Annotated in this window: 15 protein-coding genes and 1 tRNA gene; 7 read left to right on the top strand and 9 right to left on the bottom strand. The window is 49.0% G+C overall.

Annotated features, from left to right (window positions below; translation table 11 throughout):
* The 6 genes from QVO66_RS02150 to QVO66_RS02125 all read right to left on the bottom strand — a co-directional run.
* On the bottom strand, nt 1–870 hold an 870-nt coding region (locus QVO66_RS02150), incomplete at its 3' end, for a radical SAM protein (RefSeq protein ID WP_288172452.1).
* Nucleotides 871–1,152: 282 nt separating this feature from the next.
* Nucleotides 1,153–1,677 (bottom strand): hypothetical protein, encoded by a 525-nt coding sequence (locus tag QVO66_RS02145; RefSeq protein ID WP_021853738.1) that lies wholly within the window; start codon nt 1,675–1,677, stop codon nt 1,153–1,155.
* A gap of 125 nt (nt 1,678–1,802) precedes the next feature.
* Nucleotides 1,803–2,207, bottom strand: a complete 405-nt coding sequence (locus QVO66_RS02140) for a hypothetical protein (RefSeq protein ID WP_021853736.1) — start codon at nt 2,205–2,207, stop codon at nt 1,803–1,805.
* A 4-nt stretch (nt 2,208–2,211) separates the two neighbouring features.
* On the bottom strand, nt 2,212–3,759 hold the full coding sequence (locus QVO66_RS02135) for a hypothetical protein (RefSeq protein ID WP_021853735.1): 1,548 nt from the start codon (nt 3,757–3,759) through the stop codon (nt 2,212–2,214).
* A 37-nt stretch (nt 3,760–3,796) separates the two neighbouring features.
* On the bottom strand, nt 3,797–4,582 hold the full coding sequence (locus QVO66_RS02130) for an energy transducer TonB (RefSeq protein ID WP_021853734.1): 786 nt from the start codon (nt 4,580–4,582) through the stop codon (nt 3,797–3,799).
* Between the two features lie 380 nt (nt 4,583–4,962).
* Nucleotides 4,963–5,036, bottom strand: a tRNA-Ile gene (locus tag QVO66_RS02125).
* A gap of 287 nt (nt 5,037–5,323) precedes the next feature.
* Here QVO66_RS02125 and QVO66_RS02120 point away from each other — a divergent pair.
* From QVO66_RS02120 to QVO66_RS02090, 7 genes are all read left to right on the top strand, one after another.
* Complete coding sequence (locus QVO66_RS02120; RefSeq protein ID WP_021853733.1) at nt 5,324–7,936, top strand: calcium-translocating P-type ATPase, PMCA-type; 2,613 nt, start codon at nt 5,324–5,326, stop codon at nt 7,934–7,936.
* Nucleotides 7,900–8,532 carry an HAD family hydrolase gene (locus tag QVO66_RS02115; protein WP_288172451.1) on the top strand — a complete coding sequence of 211 codons (633 nt, stop codon included), beginning with the start codon at nt 7,900–7,902 and terminating at the stop codon, nt 8,530–8,532. Before QVO66_RS02120 ends, QVO66_RS02115 begins: the two co-directional genes overlap by 37 nt.
* Before the next feature lie 22 nt (nt 8,533–8,554).
* Nucleotides 8,555–9,493, top strand: a complete 939-nt coding sequence (gene ribF / locus QVO66_RS02110) for a riboflavin biosynthesis protein RibF (RefSeq protein WP_021853731.1) — start codon at nt 8,555–8,557, stop codon at nt 9,491–9,493.
* A gap of 73 nt (nt 9,494–9,566) precedes the next feature.
* Nucleotides 9,567–10,373: a CPBP family intramembrane glutamic endopeptidase gene (locus QVO66_RS02105; RefSeq protein ID WP_021853730.1), complete on the top strand. Its 807-nt coding sequence runs from the start codon at nt 9,567–9,569 to the stop codon at nt 10,371–10,373.
* A gap of 413 nt (nt 10,374–10,786) precedes the next feature.
* Entirely contained in the window at nt 10,787–11,629 is an 843-nt protein-coding gene (gene dapF, locus QVO66_RS02100) for a diaminopimelate epimerase (RefSeq protein WP_021853729.1), read from the top strand.
* A gap of 150 nt (nt 11,630–11,779) precedes the next feature.
* Nucleotides 11,780–13,015, top strand: coding sequence for an LL-diaminopimelate aminotransferase (locus tag QVO66_RS02095; RefSeq protein WP_021853728.1), 1,236 nt, complete (start codon nt 11,780–11,782; stop codon nt 13,013–13,015).
* A gap of 281 nt (nt 13,016–13,296) precedes the next feature.
* A complete protein-coding gene (locus QVO66_RS02090; protein ID WP_021853727.1) occupies nt 13,297–15,486 on the top strand; it encodes a glutamine synthetase III family protein in 2,190 nt (729 codons plus the stop codon).
* A gap of 663 nt (nt 15,487–16,149) precedes the next feature.
* Here the strand turns inward: QVO66_RS02090 and ccsA are convergent.
* The 3 genes from ccsA to QVO66_RS02075 all read right to left on the bottom strand — a co-directional run.
* The gene (gene ccsA / locus QVO66_RS02085) at nt 16,150–18,390 is read right to left on the bottom strand and encodes a cytochrome c biogenesis protein CcsA (RefSeq protein ID WP_021853725.1); all 2,241 of its coding nucleotides are present in this window, start codon (nt 18,388–18,390) and stop codon (nt 16,150–16,152) included.
* 289 nt (nt 18,391–18,679) lie between these two features.
* A complete protein-coding gene (locus tag QVO66_RS02080; protein WP_021853724.1) occupies nt 18,680–20,389 on the bottom strand; it encodes a di-heme oxidoredictase family protein in 1,710 nt (569 codons plus the stop codon).
* Nucleotides 20,390–20,532: 143 nt separating this feature from the next.
* On the bottom strand, nt 20,533–21,464 hold a 932-nt coding region (locus tag QVO66_RS02075; RefSeq protein WP_288172450.1), incomplete at its 5' end, for an imelysin family protein.

Genomic DNA, 21,464 nt, shown 5'->3' with positions numbered 1-21,464 from the left:
AGTGTTCCAAAACATGGATGTGGAGCAACTTGGCAGTTTAAACTTTGCTAATTTGGTAACATGCGGACATTCATATAAAGGATTATTCTTATCTCTAAGGACTATGCTCATCTGTTCTTCAGATAAACGTAAATATTTACTCACACAAGTATCACCGTCAACAGAATCAAATATTGCACATTCAAGCTGGAACACTGCACCATATTGCTTTGCTATATCAGCAACGCCTAAATAATATTTTACATTGATTTTCATCAAGCAACACTTTATCTCTAACGGTACAGATAAACTGGAAAGACGTTCTATAACATTAACAGACTTATTAAAAGAACCCTTGACCCGTGTTACTGCATCATGAATTTCAGGTTTATCACTGTAAATTGAGATGCCAACATTACATGGGAAATAGCCTGCTAAACGTTCTTCTTGTCCATATAGTTTCAGTCCATTTGTGTATATCTCAAAAGCGATGTCTCTTTTATACAAATAATCAATAATTTCCCAAACATAGTTGTTTGAGAAAGGATCACCACCTGATAAACAAACTTTTACCAAACCTTCATCATATAGTTCATCAATTATACGCTTAAAATCTGGCCAATGCAAAGCATTATATTTGCCACGCAAATTTATTTCTTCATCGTTTCTAACGGCACCTGGATTATAACAATGCACACATTTCTCACTACAATTATATGTTAGTTCAAACATTACCGTAACAACACGACTGTTTGTTAGTTTGGCATAAGATTTCTCTACACTGTCATTGTCATTGATTGTTTCCGTTGCAACATTTGTGTTCCCATTTTTGCGTTTTTCCTTTAGCGTTTTACGGTATTTATCAACAACATCCTTTGTCATTGGCATCATAGACAAGAGACCGTTTGACACTAACTGAAATATAAATGGTCTTACTTTACTTTCAGGTATACACGTCTGGGTACTTATTGCCTCTAAAGAGCAAGACTCTCCTTTTTTATAGAAAGTATATATCCTAATACCAATGCAGAATTTCCTTCAAACAAAAAGCTCAAACCCGACAAGAGGTTGAAATATATCGCAGTTTTACTTCTTTCATTATACCGCCCACACGTCCATGTCGGACGATATAACTTATCTATTTTTAAATCATCCGTTCCCATAACCAGTTAACTATCTAATTATTAAATTCACCAACGCTAATATCAGGCCGAACGTGCTTACACTGGCGAACGTCGCCACGAACCTATTAAACGTGTACATAGCGGCGATGCCGAATAGGCTGGCGTTGCTGTTAATGTAAAGCAAACGGCGCGACACTACCTCGTCGAAATTCATGAACGTGAACACCGCGGCAACGGCGGCCACAGCCAACGACACGCACAGCACGGTTATAGATGGCGCATAAAACACGTGATACGCGTCGTCGTCAGACGTAATGACCCAGATTAGGACATACGCAACCACGACTACGCCGAGATTGACGATGTCGCCTACGGTGTTCTTCGTCGGCACTCCGCCTATCACAGTTTTCGCCGCTACTATGCCCATAGCCCCGCCTACGGCAAGCATCCACTGGTCACCGCCGGCGACCGTGGTTATGTCGGCAGTAAATATGTACGCCTCGAAGACAATGAGCAACACCACCGTGGTGAACACCTCAATGTTGGCAATGAGCCAAGAAAGTAATGTTTTCATAATAACAAAAACATATTAAGCTGCTCCTGTAATGAATGGTAAACCTGAAAGAACGCCTAAAAGAATTGCGATACCAACCACTATATCTACTATTTTTTTAACTTTAGCTTCTAATTCTTCCATAATCATAAAAGTTTTATCATCATTGTTGCTATCTTGTCTGTAAATGTTTGCAAAGTTTCCATATACTTCATCTTCATATCCATTTCTATGTCAGTATTGGCATCCATTGACAATACCTTGTCCAACACTTTGTCCATCATTTGATTGATTTGGTTTAATTGCCTTTCTACGACAGGAAGATTTCCTTTATGCCGTTCCAATTCAGCATCCAAAGTTGCAACGTATGCGTTGAATTGTACATCCATTTTATGCATATCACGTTGCAAATCAATATAATTATTTGCTGCTGACACCAAATTGCCAGTAAGTTCATTGAGACTATTGAAACACTCAGTCGTTTGCATCATTGTATTGCCAAAATTGTTTACAGATGCATCAATTCTGTCAAGTTGATTTTCTTTTTCCATAATTTTATAGTTTTATGTCATTATATTTGTTTGCGATTTCTTCCTCTTGGTCTCTTAAATTACTATCTAAAAGCATAAAATAATCATTATTTTTCCGAATACATGGCATTAGGTTTATTAGTTTTTCATGTTTGCTATACAATAATAAAAATAAACCAGCTATTAGAAGTATTGACATGACATAACCTGCATTGCCGCCGCCTTTAACCATTCCAGCACATATTGCCATCACAAAAAATGTTCCAACGAAAAACACAAGAAACATAATTATCAATACACAGACATCAAAGAAGTCAAATTTGGCAGGACTTTTTAAATTGGATGTGATGAGTTGTTTGCAATCTTTATAATAATCGTTTTTACTTAGCATCTCCTTAACATTGCTACAGACTTGCTGTTTTACATCCGTTAAATAACCCATTTCTTCTCTTGCATCATCCGCTAATTCTGTTAAAACAGGTGTTGCCCGACGACGAAGACATAAAAAGTATAAATCCGTTTCCCATAGAGCAACACCAACATAATTCCTTAAGAAATACGGCTTTGTAAATAATATAACTTCTATAGGGAAATATAAATCTTTATTCTCTGTTATCAGCGACTCTAAATAATGAGTCCATTTCCCGTCATAAAAATCTGTTGAATCAGACAGGAACATTGCCCATGAACACACCTCTTCATCAAGAAGTCCTTTCAATGACGGATAAGGAGCATCTGAATTCTGATAACCTTTCATCCAAGCCTCCATTTCCTGCAATGTAAAATCCAACAGTTCTACCAAATATTGGAATTTTAACTTGCAAAAGAATGCGAATTCAAACATCTTGAATTGTTTATCACGTGACTTATCTTTCCAATCTATCAAATTCGTAGATTGGTCTGTGAAAAGTTCATCATACTTTCCCAACGTCTTTTGTGACTGTTCGAAAACTCTGTTCATCGTATCATAACTTGCATTTGCGTATGCTTGTTTTTTCTCAAGCAATGTCTGCAAACGCTGTTCCTCTTGTTGTTGTATTCGCTTCTTTTCGTATTGTTCCCCAATCTCAGCAAGGGCAGAAATAGCAAAACCGAGACCCATAGCAGCACCACCACCTGACTTTTGTTTTCTCATTCGTTTGAATCCCATTTGAGCCAAACTCGTTCCAAAATCAGATAAGTTTTTCGTCACGGCTTTACACCTGTCAGATAATTGCGATGTCATTTTTAACACCCCTTGAACATATTCTTCAAATTCTGCCAATTTATCTATCAAATCACTATATTGGCCACCAAGCATTGACGCCTCTTCTTTCACCGCTGATATATCAACGGTAGGATCTTTATCTTGTTTTGATATAATTCGCCGAACTTCTAATCCAGGATTTTTTACTTTGTCAATAACATCGTCTACATCTAATGCCGTCATTCCCAGAGACTGCCTGTATTCTTTCAAGCTAAGCAAAATTTCTGTTGGAAGATGTTCTCCATATTCCTTATAATAAGGTAAGTATTTTTCCTTATATTTCCGTTTTTGCTCATTTAGATGAGCGTAAAAATCGTTTTGTTTCATGATTACTAATCTTTAATTTATAAAGATAATAAGGATCTTATTGAAGTCTAAATGTTACAGGGTAAGTATACCTTACATTAACGGCTGTGCCGTTCTGCTTGCCGGGTGTCCATTTCGGCATACTGCTTATAACGCGGACAGCCTCTTTGTCTAATGATGGCTCTACGCCACGCACCACCTTTACATCGGCAATGGAGCCTGTGGCAGTAACAACAAATTGTACAATGACACGCCCCTGAATTCCGGCCTTGGCCGCCTCAACGGGATATTTGATATTTTCGGCAAGCCAGCTTATAAGTGCTCCTTGTCCACCAGGGAACGACGGTTGTTCTTCCACAACATCAAAAACCTTCTCACCCACTGGCAATGAACGACTCTGTACCGTATCAGTCTGCCCGTAAACCGTTATGGCAAAAAACATCAGGAATAATAAAGCAAGACTCTTTTTCATGATTATAAAGTTAATGTTAAGAATATGTTGTTTTTCGTGTTGACGCACAGCTTGGGGAATGAAAGGACGGTGTGGACTGTCATCCACATTTTCTGAAAGTAAGGTTCTGGCAAAACCCGATGATGAAGAAAACATGAAAGAGGAATCCACACCGTAACACGATGCGAACTCGCTCAGACCTCGTTCCGTCATCATCAGGGTTGAACTGCCAGATTCTACTTCCTGAACGTCACTGTCTGTGCGTGCACACAAATGTCTTGTCTCACTCACTTTATTAAAAGTAAAGCTCAAATTCGCCAAAGTTAGGAATCTTTTCGCAATCTCCAAACATTTGACAGAACTTTTTGTGTATTCCCCTTTCATTTTATTCATTCTCTATGGGCGCTTTTTGCAAAATTATGTATAATGGCACAAACTGCTTGCTAAATATTGGTCTAAGTTGGTCCAAACCGAAAAATCATGGCAAGTCTGCAATATGGCACAAAGGTTGGAACCACCTGTATGTTCACACGTCGAAATATAATTGTGTTGTGAGCCTCTTTCGGAAATATTGCTTCCAGCAAAAATAAATTAGTATAAAAACAACCGATTTTTACCATCATCTTTTATTAAAAATCCATAAAGATTTACTGCAATTCTATGAAATTTCAGAGGGTCACTTTTACAAAGTTTCGCGTCAAAAAGGTCACCTGAAGGTCACCAATAAAAGAAAAAGCACCTACAGAAAGTCTGTAAGTGCTTGATTTTCAACGTGGGCCATCCAGGGCTTGAACCTGGGACCTCCAGATTATGAGTCTGTTGCTCTAACCAACTGAGCTAAAAGCCCTCTTAAACCTTGCGGTGTTAAGTTTTCGTGTGCAAAGGTATAGCTATTTATTCAAATAACCAAATATTTTTTGCAAAATATGCTTTAAATGACGAAGAAAAGTTGTTTTGCGGTAAAATATTCGTTAAAAAACCATGATTGTGGGCATCTCGTTGATACAATTCAGCGAATTATGTTAACTTTGCAGAATGTAAAATTAACGGACTCATAATGAGGCTTACGGGTCTTGACGGGTCTGTGATGTTCAAGTCGGATTATAATATCAATTCATTATTTATACGTCTTAAATGAGTAACGAATTTAACCCATTATTCACCAATCAGCCCGGGCTGACGGATAATGAAGTGGAAAAGAGCCGTTCGGCGCATGGCGAGAATGTGCTTACACCCCCGGAGAGGACACCCTTGTGGAAACTTTATCTTGAAAAATACAAGGATCCGATAATCAAAATCTTACTTTTTGCAGCTGTTATCTCGCTCGGTCTTGCCGTAATCGAGAACAACTACATTGAGTCTATCGGCATTATCCTTGCCATAATCCTTGCCACCACCATCGGCTTTTACTTCGAGATGGACGCAGCCAAGAAGTTTAATGTGCTTACGGCTCTCGGCGAGGAGTCGCCCGTAAAGGTGCGCCGCAACGGCAAGGTGGTGCAGGTGGCACGCAAGGACATTGTCGTGGGCGACATTGTTATAATAGAAGTCGGCGACGAGATACCTGCCGACGGAACGCTTATCGAGTCGACCGACCTGCAGATAGACGAGTCGTCGCTCACCGGCGAGCCTATAATAACAAAGCATGCCGATCCCGACAAGAACGACAAGGAGGCCACTTATCCCTCGTCGAAGGTGCTGCGCAGCACTATGGTGATGAACGGCCGCGGCGTGTATCAGGTTACTGAGGTTGGCGATGCTACTGAAATAGGCAAGGTGGCACGCTCAAGTACGGAGATGACTTCGGTTAAGACTCCGCTGAACATGCAGCTCGACAAGCTTGCCAAGATGATAAGCAAGTTTGGTGTGGGCATATCAGTGGCAGCATTTGTGATATTCCTCGGCCGCGACATACTGACCGATCCGCACAACCTGTGGCATTCGGACAACTATCTCGGCATGGTGAAGGTGGTGCTCGAATACTTCATGATGGCCGTTACGCTCATCGTGATGTCAGTGCCCGAGGGTATGCCTATGGCCGTTACGCTCAGCTTGGCTCTCAACATGCGCCGCATGCTCAAGAACAACAACCTTGTGCGCAAGCTGCATGCCTGCGAGACAATGGGTGCCGTTACGGTGATATGCACCGACAAGACGGGTACGCTGACGCAAAACAAGATGCAGGTGGCCGACATGGCAATGTATGCCGACGACGCTGCTCTGTTTAACGAAGCAATAGCATACAACACAACCGCACATCTCGACGAAGAAGGCGGCAAGGGCATTGGTAACCCTACAGAGGTTGCCCTGCTGCTGTGGCTCGAGAAGAACAAGACTGACTATAAGGCGCTGCGCCAGGCAGACAACATAGAGCATCAGCTACCGTTCTCTACCGAACGCAAGTATATGGCAACAATAGTTAAACGCGGCTCTGAGCGAGTGCTCTTCGTGAAAGGTGCGCCCGAGATTGTCGCCAAGTTCTGCGACATAGACGACGCGCGCCGCAACGAGATACGCGAGCGCCTTACGGGATATCAGAACCAGGCCATGCGTACACTGGCGTTTGCATATAAGGTGCTCGGCAACGGCGACGACATCGATACTGCCAAGCTGACGCCCGACGCCCACCTTACGTTCCAGGCCGTGGCTGCCATAAGCGACCCGATACGTCCCGACGTGCCCGCAGCCGTGAAGGAATGTATCGACGCAGGTATAACCGTTAAGATAGTAACCGGCGACACATCGGCCACAGCTATCGAGATAGCCCGCCAGATAGGCATCTGGGATGCCGATACGCCTGCCGAGGCTCAGATAACAGGTCCCGACTTTGCCGCTTTGAGCGACGATGAGGCTTTCAACCGTGTGATGAAGCTGAAAGTGATGAGCCGTGCAAGGCCGACCGACAAGCAGCGCCTTGTGAACCTGTTGCAGAAGCACGACGCCGTGGTGGCCGTTACAGGCGACGGAACCAACGATGCTCCTGCGCTCAATCACGCCCATGTGGGTCTGTCGCTCGGTTCGGGAACGTCGGTTGCCAAGGAGGCCAGCGACATGACGCTGATAGACGACTCGTTCCGCAGCATTGTCAACGCCGTTATGTGGGGCCGCTCGCTCTACCGCAACATACAGCGCTTCCTGTTCTTCCAGCTCGTAGTAAACGTTACGGCTCTGCTGCTCGTGCTTTGCGGCTCAGTGATAGGAACAGAGATGCCGCTCACTGTTACACAGATATTGTGGGTTAACATCATAATGGATACCTTTGCCGCACTGGCTCTGGCATCTTTGCCGCCGTCGGAGGAGGTGATGAAGGAGAAACCGCGTAAGCGCACCGACTTTATCATCACACGCGGCATGGCCAAGGGTATCGTGTTCTGTGGCCTGGCATTCTTTGCCGTGCTGTTCGCATTGCTCTTGCACAGTCTGTCGAGCGGTGCCGACCTTCATATACATGAACTCTCGATATTCTTCACCACGTTCGTCATGCTGCAGTTCTGGAATCTGTTCAACGCCAAGTCGTTCGGCTCTAACCATTCGGCATTCCACGACTTCAAGCACGACAACGGTCTGCTGCTCGTCCTGCTGTTCATCCTTGCAGGCCAGTGGCTCATCGTAACCTTCGGCGGCAAGATGTTCCGCACGGAACCGCTGTCGGCCATGGAATGGATAACCATAATCGGCGCAACATCCATAGTAATGTGGGTAGGTGAGATATGGCGCGGAATAAAGAGGCTGAGATGCAAGAAATAAAGAACATAATATTCGACTTCGGCGGCGTGCTTGTCAATCTTGACAAGCATCGCTGCATCGAGGCTTTCGACAAGATTGGAGCACACGAGATAGTAAGGTACGTTGACGAGTGCCGTCAGGAAAACCTGTTTCACGACCTTGAGGTGGGTAACACCGGCGTTGAGGAGTTCTGCAACGAGGTGAGACGCATCTGCACCGGCTGCAATGCTGACGATGCAGACATCTGCGAGGCATGGAATGCGCTGCTGACAGGTATACCCCGCCAGCGGCTCGAGAAACTGACAAGTCTCAAGGGGCGCTACCGCATGGTGCTGCTGAGCAACACCAACCCCATACACTGGCAGAAGGCCCTGGACGGCATGTTCAGGAATGACGGCATGGATGTTGACGACTATTTTGAGAAAACATATCTGTCGTACCGCATGCACATGCTGAAGCCCGACCCGCAGATATTCGGCAAGGTGCTCATGGACTCGGGCATGGCTGCCTATGAGACTCTGTTTATCGACGACTCGCCCGTAAACTGTGCTGCTGCAAGCCAGCTGGGCATGATGAGCCTTAACCTTACGGGCGACGAATGGCTCGACCGTGTGTGAAATAATAACCGTAAAGTAGCTTATGAGAACTATATTTACAGATACCGACAGCGCTGAGATGGCGCCCTGCGTGGCCACCATCGGATTCTTCGACGGCGTTCACCGCGGGCACCGGTATCTCATAAAGTCTGTAACCGACTGCGCGGCGGCCAGCCCAGAACTGCAGTCGACGGTGATAACCTTCGACCGACATCCGCGCCAGGTGCTCAACATGGAGTTTCAGCCCAAGCTGCTGTCTACACTCGACGAGAAGCTGGCACTGCTGTCAAAAACCGGTGCCGACAACTGCGTAGTGCTCCACTTCGACCGCGAAATGGCTGCCATGACGGCCTACGACTTTATGCACGACGTGCTGCGCGACCGCCTGAACGTAAGAAAACTCATCATGGGCTACGACAACCGCTTCGGCCACAGCCGCACAGAAGGCTTTGACGACTATGTGGGCTACGGCCGCGAGATAGGCATCGAGGTGGTGCGCGGCAATGCTTTCGTGCTCAACGGAGTCAACGTAAGCTCCTCGGTTATACGCACATTCCTTTCCGGAGGCGAGGCCGACATGGCTGCCATGTGCCTTGGCTATCCTTACTTCTTTTCAGGTAAGGTGAAGGGCGGCTACCGTGAGGGACGCAAACTGGGTTTTCCTACGGCCAACATTGAGGTGGACGATGCGCAGAAGCTGATACCCGAGCATGGCGTTTATGCCGTGAAAGTAAGGGTGGAGGGCTGCGACGGTCTGCTCAACGGCATGATGAACATCGGCACAAGGCCAACCTTTGACGGCCATGAAACCACGCTCGAGGTTAACATCTTCGACTTTGAGGAAGATATCTACGGCCGGCAGGTAGACGTGCTGTTCTATCACCGCCTGCGCGACGAGCAGAAGTTCTGCTCAATAAAAAAGCTCGTAGACCAGCTGTGGCTCGACCGCGAAGCTGCCGAAAAGATACTCGAAAGGGCGTGATTGCTAAGTGCGATGCGCCCATTCGCACATATTTTTCCTGTTAAAACATAGTTTTATCACATAAATTCAAGAAATGAAGAAAGCATTATTATATCTGTTTGCATTCATCTGCATACAGTATTTCGTGTCGTGGGCGGTGTTTGCCGTGTGGCTTCTCGCCGCCGGCCATTCCTCGTCAGACGTGCTCGCCGTGCTTAACGGTCAGAAGCTTGAGCTGATAACCGCCCCCATGCAGATACTTTCGTGCGCCGTTTACAGTGCCCTCACGCTTGCGCTGTTTGTCTGGCGCAAGTGGGCCGTGCTCTCGCCTGCCTATCTGCGTTCAGGCAAGTGGGGCATATTCTTCTGGAGCGGCATAGCCTCGCTCGGCACTCTGCTGCCTTCGGTGTGGCTTCAGAGCCTTATGCCTGACCTGGCCAACACGTCAGAAGAAACATTCCGCCAGCTCATGAGCAGCCAGTATGGCTATTTTGTGCTCTGCCTGCTGGTTCCGTTTGTAGAGGAGACCGTGTTCCGCGGTGCCATCCTCAAGTCGCTTCTCGGCAGCTTCTCGCGTCCGTGGGTGGCCATATTGATATCAGCCGCCGTGTTTGCCGTCATCCATCTAAATCCAGCCCAGATGCCCCATGCCTTCCTCATTAGTCTGTTGCTCGGCTGGATGTATTACCGCACGGGGAGCATCCTGCCCGGTGTGGCCGTCCATTGGGTCAACAACACCGTGGTGTATGTCTTGTGCACGCTGTTCCCGCATATAGCCTCGATGAGCAGTCTCGACGGACTTTTCGGCGGCAATCAGAAGAGTGTGGTGCTGTCGCTGATATTCTCTATGTTCATATTCCTGCCCGCCATCTATCAGCTCAACATGCGGATGAAAAAGTAAAGAAAACTGATAATTTCCGTACGTTTAACGCCTTTGTAATATAGCGTTATTATAAGATACAACCGGCTCTTGTCCAAAGCGAGACAAGAGCCGGTTTTTTGTCAATAAGCCTGTTCGTGTAACCTTGTTATTATAACCCATTAATTTTAATGGATATTTTTGGATTTTTGATGTTGTTTTTTCGGTAATCTAAACTTTTTGCTTTGCTGACGATTTGTATTGAATATGGTTATTTGTTGTAATGATTTATAATAAATATTGCATATTTATCGATAAAACGTAATATTTTGTATAAAGTAATGTAATAAATTGATGAAAGTGTTATTATGTTGCACAAGATGTTGTAAATTTGCATTGAAGATCATGCAAAAAGAAAACATTAACGTGAAAAGATAATCATAATGACACCAACAATGATTAGATTTACGAAGATGCACGGAGCCGGGAATGATTATATTTATGTTAATACGTTGCTGTATAATATTCCTTCTCCTGTTGAGGCTGCCATAAAGTGGAGTTCGCGCCATAAGGGCATAGGCAGCGACGGACTGGTGCTGATAGGGCGTCCTGTGTCTGCCGATGCCGACTTTTCCATGCGCATATTCAATGCCGACGGTTCTGAAGCAATGATGTGCGGCAATGCCTCAAGATGCATTGGAAAGTATCTTTATGAAAAAGGCATGACGTCGAGTCGTACTATACGCCTCGAAACTCTTTCAGGAATAAAAACTCTGAACCTGCATGTCTGCGGACAGAAGGTTGACAGCGTAACCGTAGATATGCTTGAGCCGCGCTTTGATGTGGCCGGACAGTTTGTGCCTAGGACAGACACCGAGGCGGGAGGCATGCTTGAAGCCGGCGGCAAACTCTTTAAAGGCATGTTTGTGTCGATGGGTAATCCGCATTTCGTGATATTCACGGACGCTGAAGGCCTTGCCGACGTAGATACCTACGGGCGCTTGCTGGAGCATCACGAGGCTTTCCCTGCACGCTGTAATATAGAGTTTGCCCATCTCGTTGAGAAAGACACGCTGCGTACAAGGGTGTGGGAGCGTGGAAGCGGCATAACGATGGCATGCGGCACCGGGGCATGTGCCACGGCTGTTGCGGCGGCAAAGCTCGGAGTGGCAGGCTGCAGCAGTAAGGTCGTGATGGACGGAGGCACGCTCGAAATTGAATGGCGAGAAACTGACAATCATGTTTATCTTACTGGCGGTGCCGAATTTGTGTTTGACGGTGAGATACCGCTTCCCTGATAAGGTTGCGGATATAAGCATAAATCAGATTAGGTGAGTTTTTTAAAGACAAAAGATTGTATCAGGAATTTTTAGAAACAGGCAGAGGCCGGAATTAGGAACAGTCACAACATAGAAAAGAAAATAACTTAAACATCAATAAAAATAAATATGGCATTAATAAACGAACATTATCTAAAACTGACAAAAAACTATCTGTTTGCCGACATTGCGAAAAAGGTGAATGCCTTTAAGGTGTCGCATCAGAAGGCCAACGTGATAAGCCTTGGCATCGGCGACGTTACGCGTCCGCTGTGTCCTGCTGTTATCAAGGCCATGCACAAGGCCGTTGACGAGATGAGCACCAGGGAAGGCTTTCACGGATACGGTCCTGAACAGGGATACATGTTCCTGCGTGAGGCTATCGTGAAGAACGACTATCTTTCGCGCGGCATACATATCGACCCGAGTGAGGTGTTCGTCAACGACGGTGCAAAGAGCGACACGGGCAACATTGGCGAGCTGGTGCGCTGGGACAACAACTTCGGCGTTACCGATCCGGTATATCCCGTATATGTCGACTCTAACGTGATGTGCGGCAGGGCTGGTGCGCTTGTTGACGGCAAGTGGAGCAACGTTACCTACATACCATGCACGGAAGAGAACAACTTTGTGCCACAGATACCCGACCAGCGTGTAGACATAATATACCTGTGTTATCCGAACAACCCTACGGGAACCGTTATAACGAAGGAAGAACTGCGCAAGTGGGTGAACTATGCGCTGAAAAACGACACTCTGATATTCTATGACGCTGCATACGAGGCTTATATTCAGGACGACGACATTCCCCATTCGATCTATGAGATAAAAGGGGCGCGCAAGGTTGCGATAGAGTTCAGAAGCTTCTCGAAGACGGCAGGATTCACCGGCGTGAGATGCGGCTATACGGTTGTGCCCAAGGAACTTACGGCTGCCAGCATAGACGGCAAGGAACGCTATCCGCTGAATCCGATGTGGTATCGCAGGCAGTGCACCAAGTTTAACGGCACAAGCAATATAAGCCAGCGCGCAGCCGAGGCTATATATACCCCCGAAGGCAAGGAGCAGGTAAGGGAGACTATAAAATACTATATGGACAACGCCAAGATAATGCGTGAGACGCTGACATCTTTAGGACTGAAGGTGTATGGTGGCGTAAACGCTCCGTATCTCTGGGTGAAGACTCCGGGCAACATTGACAGCTGGAAGTTCTTTGAGCAGATGCTCTATGGAGCGCAGGTGGTATGCACGCCGGGCGTAGGCTTCGGTCCGAGCGGCGAAGGTTTCGTAAGACTTACGGCCTTCGGTGAGCGTGAAGACTGCAAGGAGGCCATGCGCCGCATAAGTCTGTGGATGCAGAAGTAGAATGCGGCAGGGCGCCGGGCCGTAAGGTTTCTGCTTGACGGGCGTAAGTACACACCGGGCGACGTGGCGTCATTGACATGTGGGTGAGTGGTGGCGTGTGGCGCATGTTATGCCAATTTAAGTCTGCGAAAGACTTACTTTGTATTATAAATTGCGCTATGAATGTAAAAAAAAGCAACATTTATCTCATAAAAAGGTGTCATAATGAAATTTAGCATTATCTTTGCATATGTTTTCAGATAAAGAATAGGCATAAGTATAATAAATAAAACTTTTTAACAATGACAAACTTAAGATTTCAGGTTGTTGAAGAGGCTTTCAAGAAAAAGCCGCTGGAAGTAATGGTTCCGCTGGAACGCCCGTCAGAATACTTCGGCAAGTATGTCTTCAATAGGGCAAAGATGTATAAGTACCTGCCTGCAGATGTATATGACAAGCTCATTGATGTCATTGACAACGGTTCGCGACTCGACCGCTCTATAGCCGATGCAGTGGCTGCCGGCATGAAGCAGTGGGCCGAGGAGAACGGCGTTACACACTACACTCACTGGTTTCAGCCGCTTACAGAAGGCACTGCCGAGAAGCACGACGCCTTCATAGAGCACGACGGCAAGGGCGGCATGATAGAGGAGTTCTCGGGCAAGCTGCTCGTACAGCAGGAGCCTGACGCAAGCTCGTTCCCCAACGGCGGTATCAGAAACACCTTCGAGGCCCGCGGATATTCAGCCTGGGATCCCACATCGCCCGTATTCATCATGGACGACACGCTGTGTATTCCTACTATCTTCATCTCTTACACCGGCGAGGCTCTCGACTACAAGGCTCCGCTGCTGCGTGCCCTTCACGCTGTGAACACTGCCGCAACTGAGGTTTGTCATTATTTCGATCAGAGAGTAAAAAAGGTTACATGCAACCTTGGATGGGAGCAGGAGTATTTCCTCGTTGACGAGGGACTCTACAGCGCACGTCCTGACCTGATGCTTACAGGACGCACCCTGATGGGCCACGACTCTGCCAAGAACCAGCAGATGGACGACCACTACTTTGGCACCATCCCCGACCGCGTACAGGCCTTCATGAAAGACCTTGAGGTGCAGGCTCTCGAGCTGTCGATCCCCTGTAAGACACGCCATAACGAGGTTGCCCCCAACCAGTTTGAGATAGCTCCTATATTCGAGGAGACCAACCTGGCCATCGACCACAACATGCTGCTCATGTCGCTCATGAAGAAAGTGGCACGCAAGCACGGATTCCGCGTACTGCTGCATGAGAAACCCTTCGCAGGCATCAACGGTTCGGGCAAGCACAACAACTGGAGCTTGTCTACCGACACCGGCGTGCTGCTGCATGCACCGGGCAAGACTCCTGAAGACAACCTGCGCTTCGTTACCTTCATCGTTGAGACTCTCATGGGCGTATACAGACACAACGGACTGCTCAAGGCTTCTATCATGAGCGCTACCAACGCCCATCGTCTGGGAGCCAATGAGGCACCTCCGGCAATCATATCTTCGTTCCTCGGCAAGCAGCTGTCAGAACTGCTCGACCATATAGAGAACAGCAACAGCAAGGACCTGTTCAACGTGGCAGGCAAGCAGGGCATGACGCTCGACATACCTGAGATACCCGAACTGCTCATAGATAACACCGACCGCAACCGTACAAGTCCGTTTGCCTTTACAGGTAACCGCTTCGAGTTCCGTGCCGTGGGCAGCGAGGCCAACTGTGCTTCGGCCATGATAGCCCTCAACACAGCCGTGGCTGAGGCTCTGAGCGACTTCAAGAAGCGCGTTGACGCCCTCATCGAGAAGGGACAAGACCAGACAAGCGCCATCATCGACGTGCTGCGTGAGGACATCAAGACCTGCAAGCCCATACGCTTCGACGGAAACGGATATTCTGACGAGTGGGTTGAGGAGGCAAAGCGCCGCGGACTCGACTGCGAGACAAGCTGTCCGCTTATCTTCGACAACTACCTGAGCAAGGAGTCGATAAAGATGTTTGAAGACATGAACGTGATGAGCGAGAAAGAGCTTGCTGCCCGCAACGAGGTTAAATGGGACACCTACACCAAGCGCATACAGATTGAGGCACGTGTAATGGGCGACCTGTCGATGAACCACATCATACCTGTGGCAACCCATTATCAGAGCCAGCTGGCCAAGAACGTTCAGAACATGCTGCAGATATTCTCTAAGGAGAAGGTTGAGAAGCTCTGTTCGCGCAACATCAAGATTATTGAGGAGATTGCCGAGCGCACGCAGATAATAGAGAACGGCGTTGACGAGCTTATCAACGCGCGCAAGGTGGCCAACAAGATTGAGAGCGAGCGCGAGAAAGCCATAGCATATCACGACACGGTGGCTCCAAAGATGGAGGAGATACGCTACCACATAGACAAGCTCGAGCTTATCGTTGCCGACGAGCTCTGGACTCTGCCTAAGTATCGTGAGCTGCTCTTCATAAGATAATAGCCAGACATTATCAATATAAAGACTGACGGCAGTGGGGCTGATGTGCCTCGTGTGTGCCGCCGAACATATAATTTTAACGTGACAATCTATTTCTTTTATTGATTGTTTTAAGTTAACTGACGGGAAGTCTCTGTGAAGAGGCCTCCCGTTTTATTTTGTGTTTTATCATGTTTTCCGCCCTGCTCATGGGCTTTGTTGCGTGGTAAAAACTTATGACAAAAATATTTTCCGTTCTGGAAAATTAAAATACAACGGATGTTAATTTTGTCGAATGAAAATGCCGCAGGGTTAACATACATTCACTTTTACCCTGTTATGAAAGGAATGAAAGCATGGGTTTTTGAGCATGAAAGCATGCTTTACGGACGAAAATCGGGCATGTTTTGCAGCGTAAGTGGCCCACTTTTGCACCGTAAACGGCATAGTAATATTTTTTAACCATTGCAGTTTTGTCTCTTCTTGGGCATAAAGCGCTGATAATAAGGAAGATGACAAAACTGCAATGTTTTTCGTGTTTTTTGCGCCAAACTATGGCTTTGCCACGGGCATCGCTGTTCTGAGAGCGTCAAACGGACGGAATTTATCCGATTATTTTACAAAACGGCATTCCGGGCAGCATTGCCTTTTGCTGCCCTTGAGTGCATCGGCCCTGTACCGGCGTCATGCATACGAGTGCATTCCGCCAAGAAAATAGTTCACGCCGAAGTATGTCATCAGTATTGTGGCAAAGGCCGCCACCATAAACACATGCCACGGCATGGGCCTGCGCATCATCGGGAGCGACGTCCCGTGTGCAGCCGCGGCATACACCATGAAGGTTATCAGCGCCCACACCTCCTTGGCGTCCCAGCTCCAGTAGGTGCCCCACGACACGTTGGCCCACACCGCGCCTACGAATATGCCCACGGCCAGGGCCGCCATGGCAGGATAGTAGAACAGCTGCGACAGGGCGCGCAGGGCTGCAAGCTGAGCGGCGAGCCCCTCTGCACGACTGCCCCTCATGGCGCGCAGCAGCAGGGCCGTGATGCCGCAGATGAAGGTGAGCGAGAGCAGGGCGAAGGCCATCATTATCACCGACACGTGGATGCTGAGCAGGGGCGACTGCAGCACCGGCATGATGTGGGTTATTTGCGGATCCATCTGGCTTATGTGCGACACGAGCAGGAAGAAGCCCGACATGATGAAGCCGAAGGTGAGCACTATGGCGAAACGGCGGCACAGCAGCAGCGACGCCGTCATGATTATCCATGCCATGAGCAGCATCGTCTCGTAGCCGTTTGCCATGGGTGCGGTGCCCCTTATCAGCCAGCGCAGAGCCACGCAGAGAGTGAGCGCCGCGAAAGAAAGCAGCATGACAGCTACTGCAATCTTCATTAGCATGCTGCCGCGCAAGGTGCGCCTTGTGGGGCGTGTCATAAGCCAGAGAACGGCAAACAGCGTGGCGAAGCCCATGCCGAGGTTGAGCATGAAGAGGATGGTGGCAAAGGGCACGGCGTTATACAGCCGTTCGGCCCGCGTCTGCATGCCCGAGGGCAGCGAGCTGCCGCCGTTCTTGTGCTGATAGCGCAGCATCTTGTCGACAATGTTGCCCACAGAAGCCATGTTGCCGGCCAGCGCCTCCTGATATATCAGCGAAAATACGTTCTGCATATACTGTCTGTCGGCCGGGGCTACGGCAGAGTCGGGCATGATGTCTGTTGGGGCATACCATGTGGTGTTGCCGTTGACGGTATACGGAAACACCTTCAGCAGCTTGCCGCGCCGCAGGTCCATCACGAGCTGTATGCGCGCGTCTACGTCGGCCACCTGGCGGTGAAACTCGTCGTCGTGCCCGTTGTAGTATTCGTTCAGGTAGGGGCCAATGATGTATCCGCCCATCATGTCGTTGAAGAAGGTGTTTATGGTGCAGTGGCGGGGCAGCTGCAGCCTGTCGCGCAGGGCGCCGCCCTTCAGTCTGAGCAGCGGCTCGCGGCTCCACTCGTCGGGCCACATCACGAAGCCCATCAGCACCTGTTCTGCCGTGTAGCCGCCGTAGCTTGCGCTGCCGCACAGTTTCTTCGTGAAGTCTATGGCGAGAGTCTGCAGCGGGCATACGCGGTTGTTGTAGAGAACATACAGCCGTCCGAACTTGTCGGCCGTCTCCTTAGGCAGCGTCGTTGCGCCGTGAGCCATAAACGTAGTGGCGACAAGCAGCGCAAAGGTCATCATTCCCTTTCTCACTATGTCGCTGCGCAGCAGGCGGCGGTAAGGCCCCTTGGGGTCGATGAGCATCCATATCATGGCAATAAAGAGCAGGGCGTAGCCGCAGTAGGTTACGGGTATGCCCCACGGGTCGCGGTTGACCGAGAGCACGCTGCCGCGCATGTCGGGGTCGTAAGACATCTGATAGAGCCTTACAGACTTGTAGCTGAATATGTTGTTCATCGAAACAAGTGCCTCTGTGGTCTTGTCGCCGTCGGTAACGGTGAGCCTTGTTACATAGTCGGCCGCGGCTTTTGTGCCGTCGTGATAGTGTATGTCGAACGACTTCAGCCTTAGCTTGAACGGCAGCTTGTGCCGTATGTCGCCGTCTTTCGTGCTGACCACATACGTGTCGGTTGTCTCGCCGAGCCGCAGCCTTACCGTGCCTTGCGATGCCGACACGTGGGTGAGCAGGGCGCCGAGCAGTATCACGACGAACGAGCCGTGGAGCAGCAGCACCGACGCGCGCCTTACGCGCCTCTTCACGATATACGCCACGCCTGCTGCCGCCAGCAGTGCCCACATGGCGGCAAACCACCATGAGCCGTATATGGCATCGGCAACATAGTCGCTGCCCATGTATTTCTCTGTTATCGTGGCCGCAGCCATTATCGTTATGATGCTCACGTAAAGAGCAAGGAGGGAACGGGAAAGGGTCATGTGTTTTTAGGAGTTAAAGGAGTTAGAAGTAGTTATCGCCAACAAGTTGGCTAGGAGTTAAAGTCAATAGCCTTGTTGCTTCTTATCAACCACTACGCATTTGGATTTTTCACTTTTGTAAGACGGGAGTTAGAGTAGTTAAAGGAGTTAAAGTTAATAGCATTGCTCTTTAGGAGTCAAGGCAAAAATATTTATTGAATTACTTATTCACAATATTCAAAAGGAGTAAAGCCACAAGACATATGACTTTAACTCCTTTAACTACTCTAACTCCTTTAACTACAAAAAATCATATCGCCTGCAGGAACTTCACCACGGCGTCGCGGTCGGCTTTGCTGAGGTTATAGAACTTTGCTGCCGAGGCGTATGCGTCGCTCTCCTTGCTGTAGGCATGCCACATTATGGCCTCTATCTCGTTGCGTGCGCGGCAGTCGTGCAGACGGTCTTGTGCACCGGTGTTAATCAGCGACAGACCGCGGCCCCATAGCGGTGTGGTGCGGCACCATGAGCCGTGAATGTCGTTGATCATGTGCAGACGGTGCTGCACGAAGTCAGAGTAAGGATAAATCTTCTGGCGCGGATACTTAGGCAGCGGCTTGCCCTTTATCACGTCGGGCGTCCAGTAGTTGTCGTCGCCCGTTGTCCACGACGGACGGTGGCATGTGGCGCAGCCCATCTCCATAAACAACTTCTTGCCGCGCTGCACATCAGGGTCGTTAAGGTTGCGGGCGCGAGGTATGGCCAGTCCGCGGTGCCACACCATGAAGGCGTAGAAGTTGTCGTTGCTCATCTCCGGCTCAAAGTTGTGCCACTGGTTGTCAAACTGGTTGGTGCTTGGTGACAGCAGATTCTTCACGGCGTCGGCAATGCCGCTGTCAGTTCCGTCGGCATAATACGGCGACGTAGGGTCGCTCTTTATCGCAGCTATCACGTCCTGGTTCTTCGACATCGCCAAGGCCCATGCGTCGGTGGTGTAGAGCTTCGGGCGGTCAGGACGGCTCACGTTCGGAATGTTCCACATGGCGTTGGCTCCTGCGCCGTCCTGCAGACTGGCACGTGTCAGCGCATAGGTGTAGCGCTTTATCATCCCCGTGACGGGAGTGCCGTCGGCCAGCGCGCCCGGCGAAGTCCAGTTGGTATAGTAGGCCGTAGATGCCCAGTCGTTGGCGGCCTTGTCCCACATGGCAGGGTTGAGCTCTATGTATTTAGCCTCCTCCTGATACTGTTTCTTGAGCGAGTCCTCGGGTATGGCGTCAATGAGGCCCGTGCCCATTATGCCTATTGTAGATTCCAGGCGCACGGCAATGTTGGTAGGCTTAGGGTCTGTGTTGAACGCATCCTGCGAAATGGTCACTTCGGGATATATGAGCTGATATTTCTCGCCGTCGGGAAACTCCGTTGCCGACAGTCCGCTCGGCATCGTACCTTCCACGGTTTTCCATGTCATGCTGATTTTGTCCTCGTCAACGGGCGGAAGAAACGGCGACACGGCCTGTGTCTGCGGCATACCCGTAACCTCGCTGATGTAGGGACCGTCGTTGCTGTTGGCTCCGTCTTCGGGATGATATATCACGAGCAGGTAGCCGTTGCCGAAGCCTGCCTTATATGACTCCTGCCGCTTGCCGTGGCCGTAACCCGGATGGCAGTCGATGCACGACTTTCTGACCGATGCCGGTCCGAGACCGTTGAACGGCGGAGTGCTCGTGTTGAAGTTGCGCTCAAAGAGCACCTCGCCGAGATGAAACTCACTTAGCAGTCCCATTTCGTCTACTATAGGGGCGTCGTCTTCATAGCAGCCCGCGCCTACGTTTTCGGTAGTGCCGAGCTTGCCGCCCGGATACCACTCGTCGGCCGAGAAGTTGCCCACATCCTGTCCAACATACTCAATGTCGCCCGTGTTCTCCGGAAGACGCTCATCGTCAGTGCAGGCCTGAAACGACAGACAGGCACACGCCGCGAGAGCGGCAACATGACAGTTTCTGATATTTATAAATTTCATAATATGCTGTTTTAAGATTATTTTGTCTTTGCTTTCTTTATCGGTTCAGCGATTGCTCTTGCCTTTCAGGCGTAAAATTACGCCACGCAGACCGTGTGAAGGCTTGCCGTGGCATAACTTCTAATAACCTTTAAAAAGTATTGTCAGTTGGCTGCAATCCATGTTGATGCTGCCGTCAGGCTTGCATCGAGCGCTTCTATGGCAGCTATGGCGTCGGCCACACACTGAGCTTTGGGATTGTCAACAAAGGCAGTGCCGCTGTTCTGGCATGCCGTAAGCTTATCGAGAGAGTTCTTTATGTTTGTTTCAACCGTGGCGGCAAGTTCCGGGTTATACTTTTTCAAGTACGCCATGATCGACTTGCTTTCGTTGCGGTTGCCTTCAACGCCGCCGTATATGCTGTTCTCTATGCTTATGATGTTGTCGTAGAAGTCATAGAAGGAGCGCTTGCTGTAGGGCGACTCAATGTAGTTGGGGTCTTCGCCGCTGTAGGCAAGTCCCATCTTCTGTGAATACACTTCCTTTGCAATATTCTCGCATCCGCTCAGCAGGATGGTGCTTGCCACCTCGCGCCACATGGCATAAGTGCTTCCGGCCTGACCGGCGTTGAGCATGTTTGTGCCATAAGAGTTGTTGCCGCTGCCCACGGTGCAAGGCAGTTCACACTCGTCTACGACACGTGTGCGCTGCTCTTCGGGTGCGTCGGCGTTCCATGATACGTTGAGCTGATAGCAGCGGTCGCGCAGGTCGCCGGCAACGGCTGTGGCATAAATCAGTTCTTCAAGACCTGTAACGTTTGTTGCCACCTTAACAAAATCAGGGTCGTCTTCAACGCCGCGCAGCTTCTCAATCTTGCGGTTGGCGCCGTCGCGGAAGATGATAAACTCAATGCCGTGGAATCCCAGCAGCTCCTGTCCCAGCTTGTTGGCTGCATAGGATATGCCGTCTTCGCCGTCCATGTTGGCCACTTTGTCGGTGTTCTTTAGCTCAGTGGCCAGTCCTTCCAGGTCGAGCGGCCATGTGTCGATGTGCGGGTCGATGCCGAAGTCGGTTGCTGCGCCGAACAGGAATGCCT

The organism is Prevotella sp. CAG:255, assembly GCF_000431195.1.
Classification (GTDB): Bacteria; Bacteroidota; Bacteroidia; order Bacteroidales; family Bacteroidaceae; genus Prevotella; species Prevotella rara.
Note: the sequence above shows the minus strand (reverse complement) of the source record. Positions and strands in the feature narration are given on the sequence as shown.

Coding starts and splice junctions, on each gene's coding strand:
- QVO66_RS02145 (WP_021853738.1), bottom strand. CDS start 1,677: ATGAAAACATTACTTTCTTGGCTCATTGCCAACATTGAGGTGTTCACC.
- QVO66_RS02080 (WP_021853724.1), bottom strand. CDS start 20,389: ATGAAATTTATAAATATCAGAAACTGTCATGTTGCCGCTCTCGCGGCG.
- dapF (WP_021853729.1), top strand. CDS start 10,787: ATGATTAGATTTACGAAGATGCACGGAGCCGGGAATGATTATATTTAT.
- QVO66_RS02135 (WP_021853735.1), bottom strand. CDS start 3,759: ATGAAACAAAACGATTTTTACGCTCATCTAAATGAGCAAAAACGGAAA.
- ccsA (WP_021853725.1), bottom strand. CDS start 18,390: ATGACCCTTTCCCGTTCCCTCCTTGCTCTTTACGTGAGCATCATAACG.
- QVO66_RS02115 (WP_288172451.1), top strand. CDS start 7,900: ATGGCGCGGAATAAAGAGGCTGAGATGCAAGAAATAAAGAACATAATA.
- QVO66_RS02130 (WP_021853734.1), bottom strand. CDS start 4,582: ATGAATAAAATGAAAGGGGAATACACAAAAAGTTCTGTCAAATGTTTG.
- QVO66_RS02105 (WP_021853730.1), top strand. CDS start 9,567: ATGAAGAAAGCATTATTATATCTGTTTGCATTCATCTGCATACAGTAT.
- QVO66_RS02120 (WP_021853733.1), top strand. CDS start 5,324: ATGAGTAACGAATTTAACCCATTATTCACCAATCAGCCCGGGCTGACG.
- ribF (WP_021853731.1), top strand. CDS start 8,555: ATGAGAACTATATTTACAGATACCGACAGCGCTGAGATGGCGCCCTGC.
- QVO66_RS02140 (WP_021853736.1), bottom strand. CDS start 2,207: ATGGAAAAAGAAAATCAACTTGACAGAATTGATGCATCTGTAAACAAT.
- QVO66_RS02095 (WP_021853728.1), top strand. CDS start 11,780: ATGGCATTAATAAACGAACATTATCTAAAACTGACAAAAAACTATCTG.
- QVO66_RS02090 (WP_021853727.1), top strand. CDS start 13,297: ATGACAAACTTAAGATTTCAGGTTGTTGAAGAGGCTTTCAAGAAAAAG.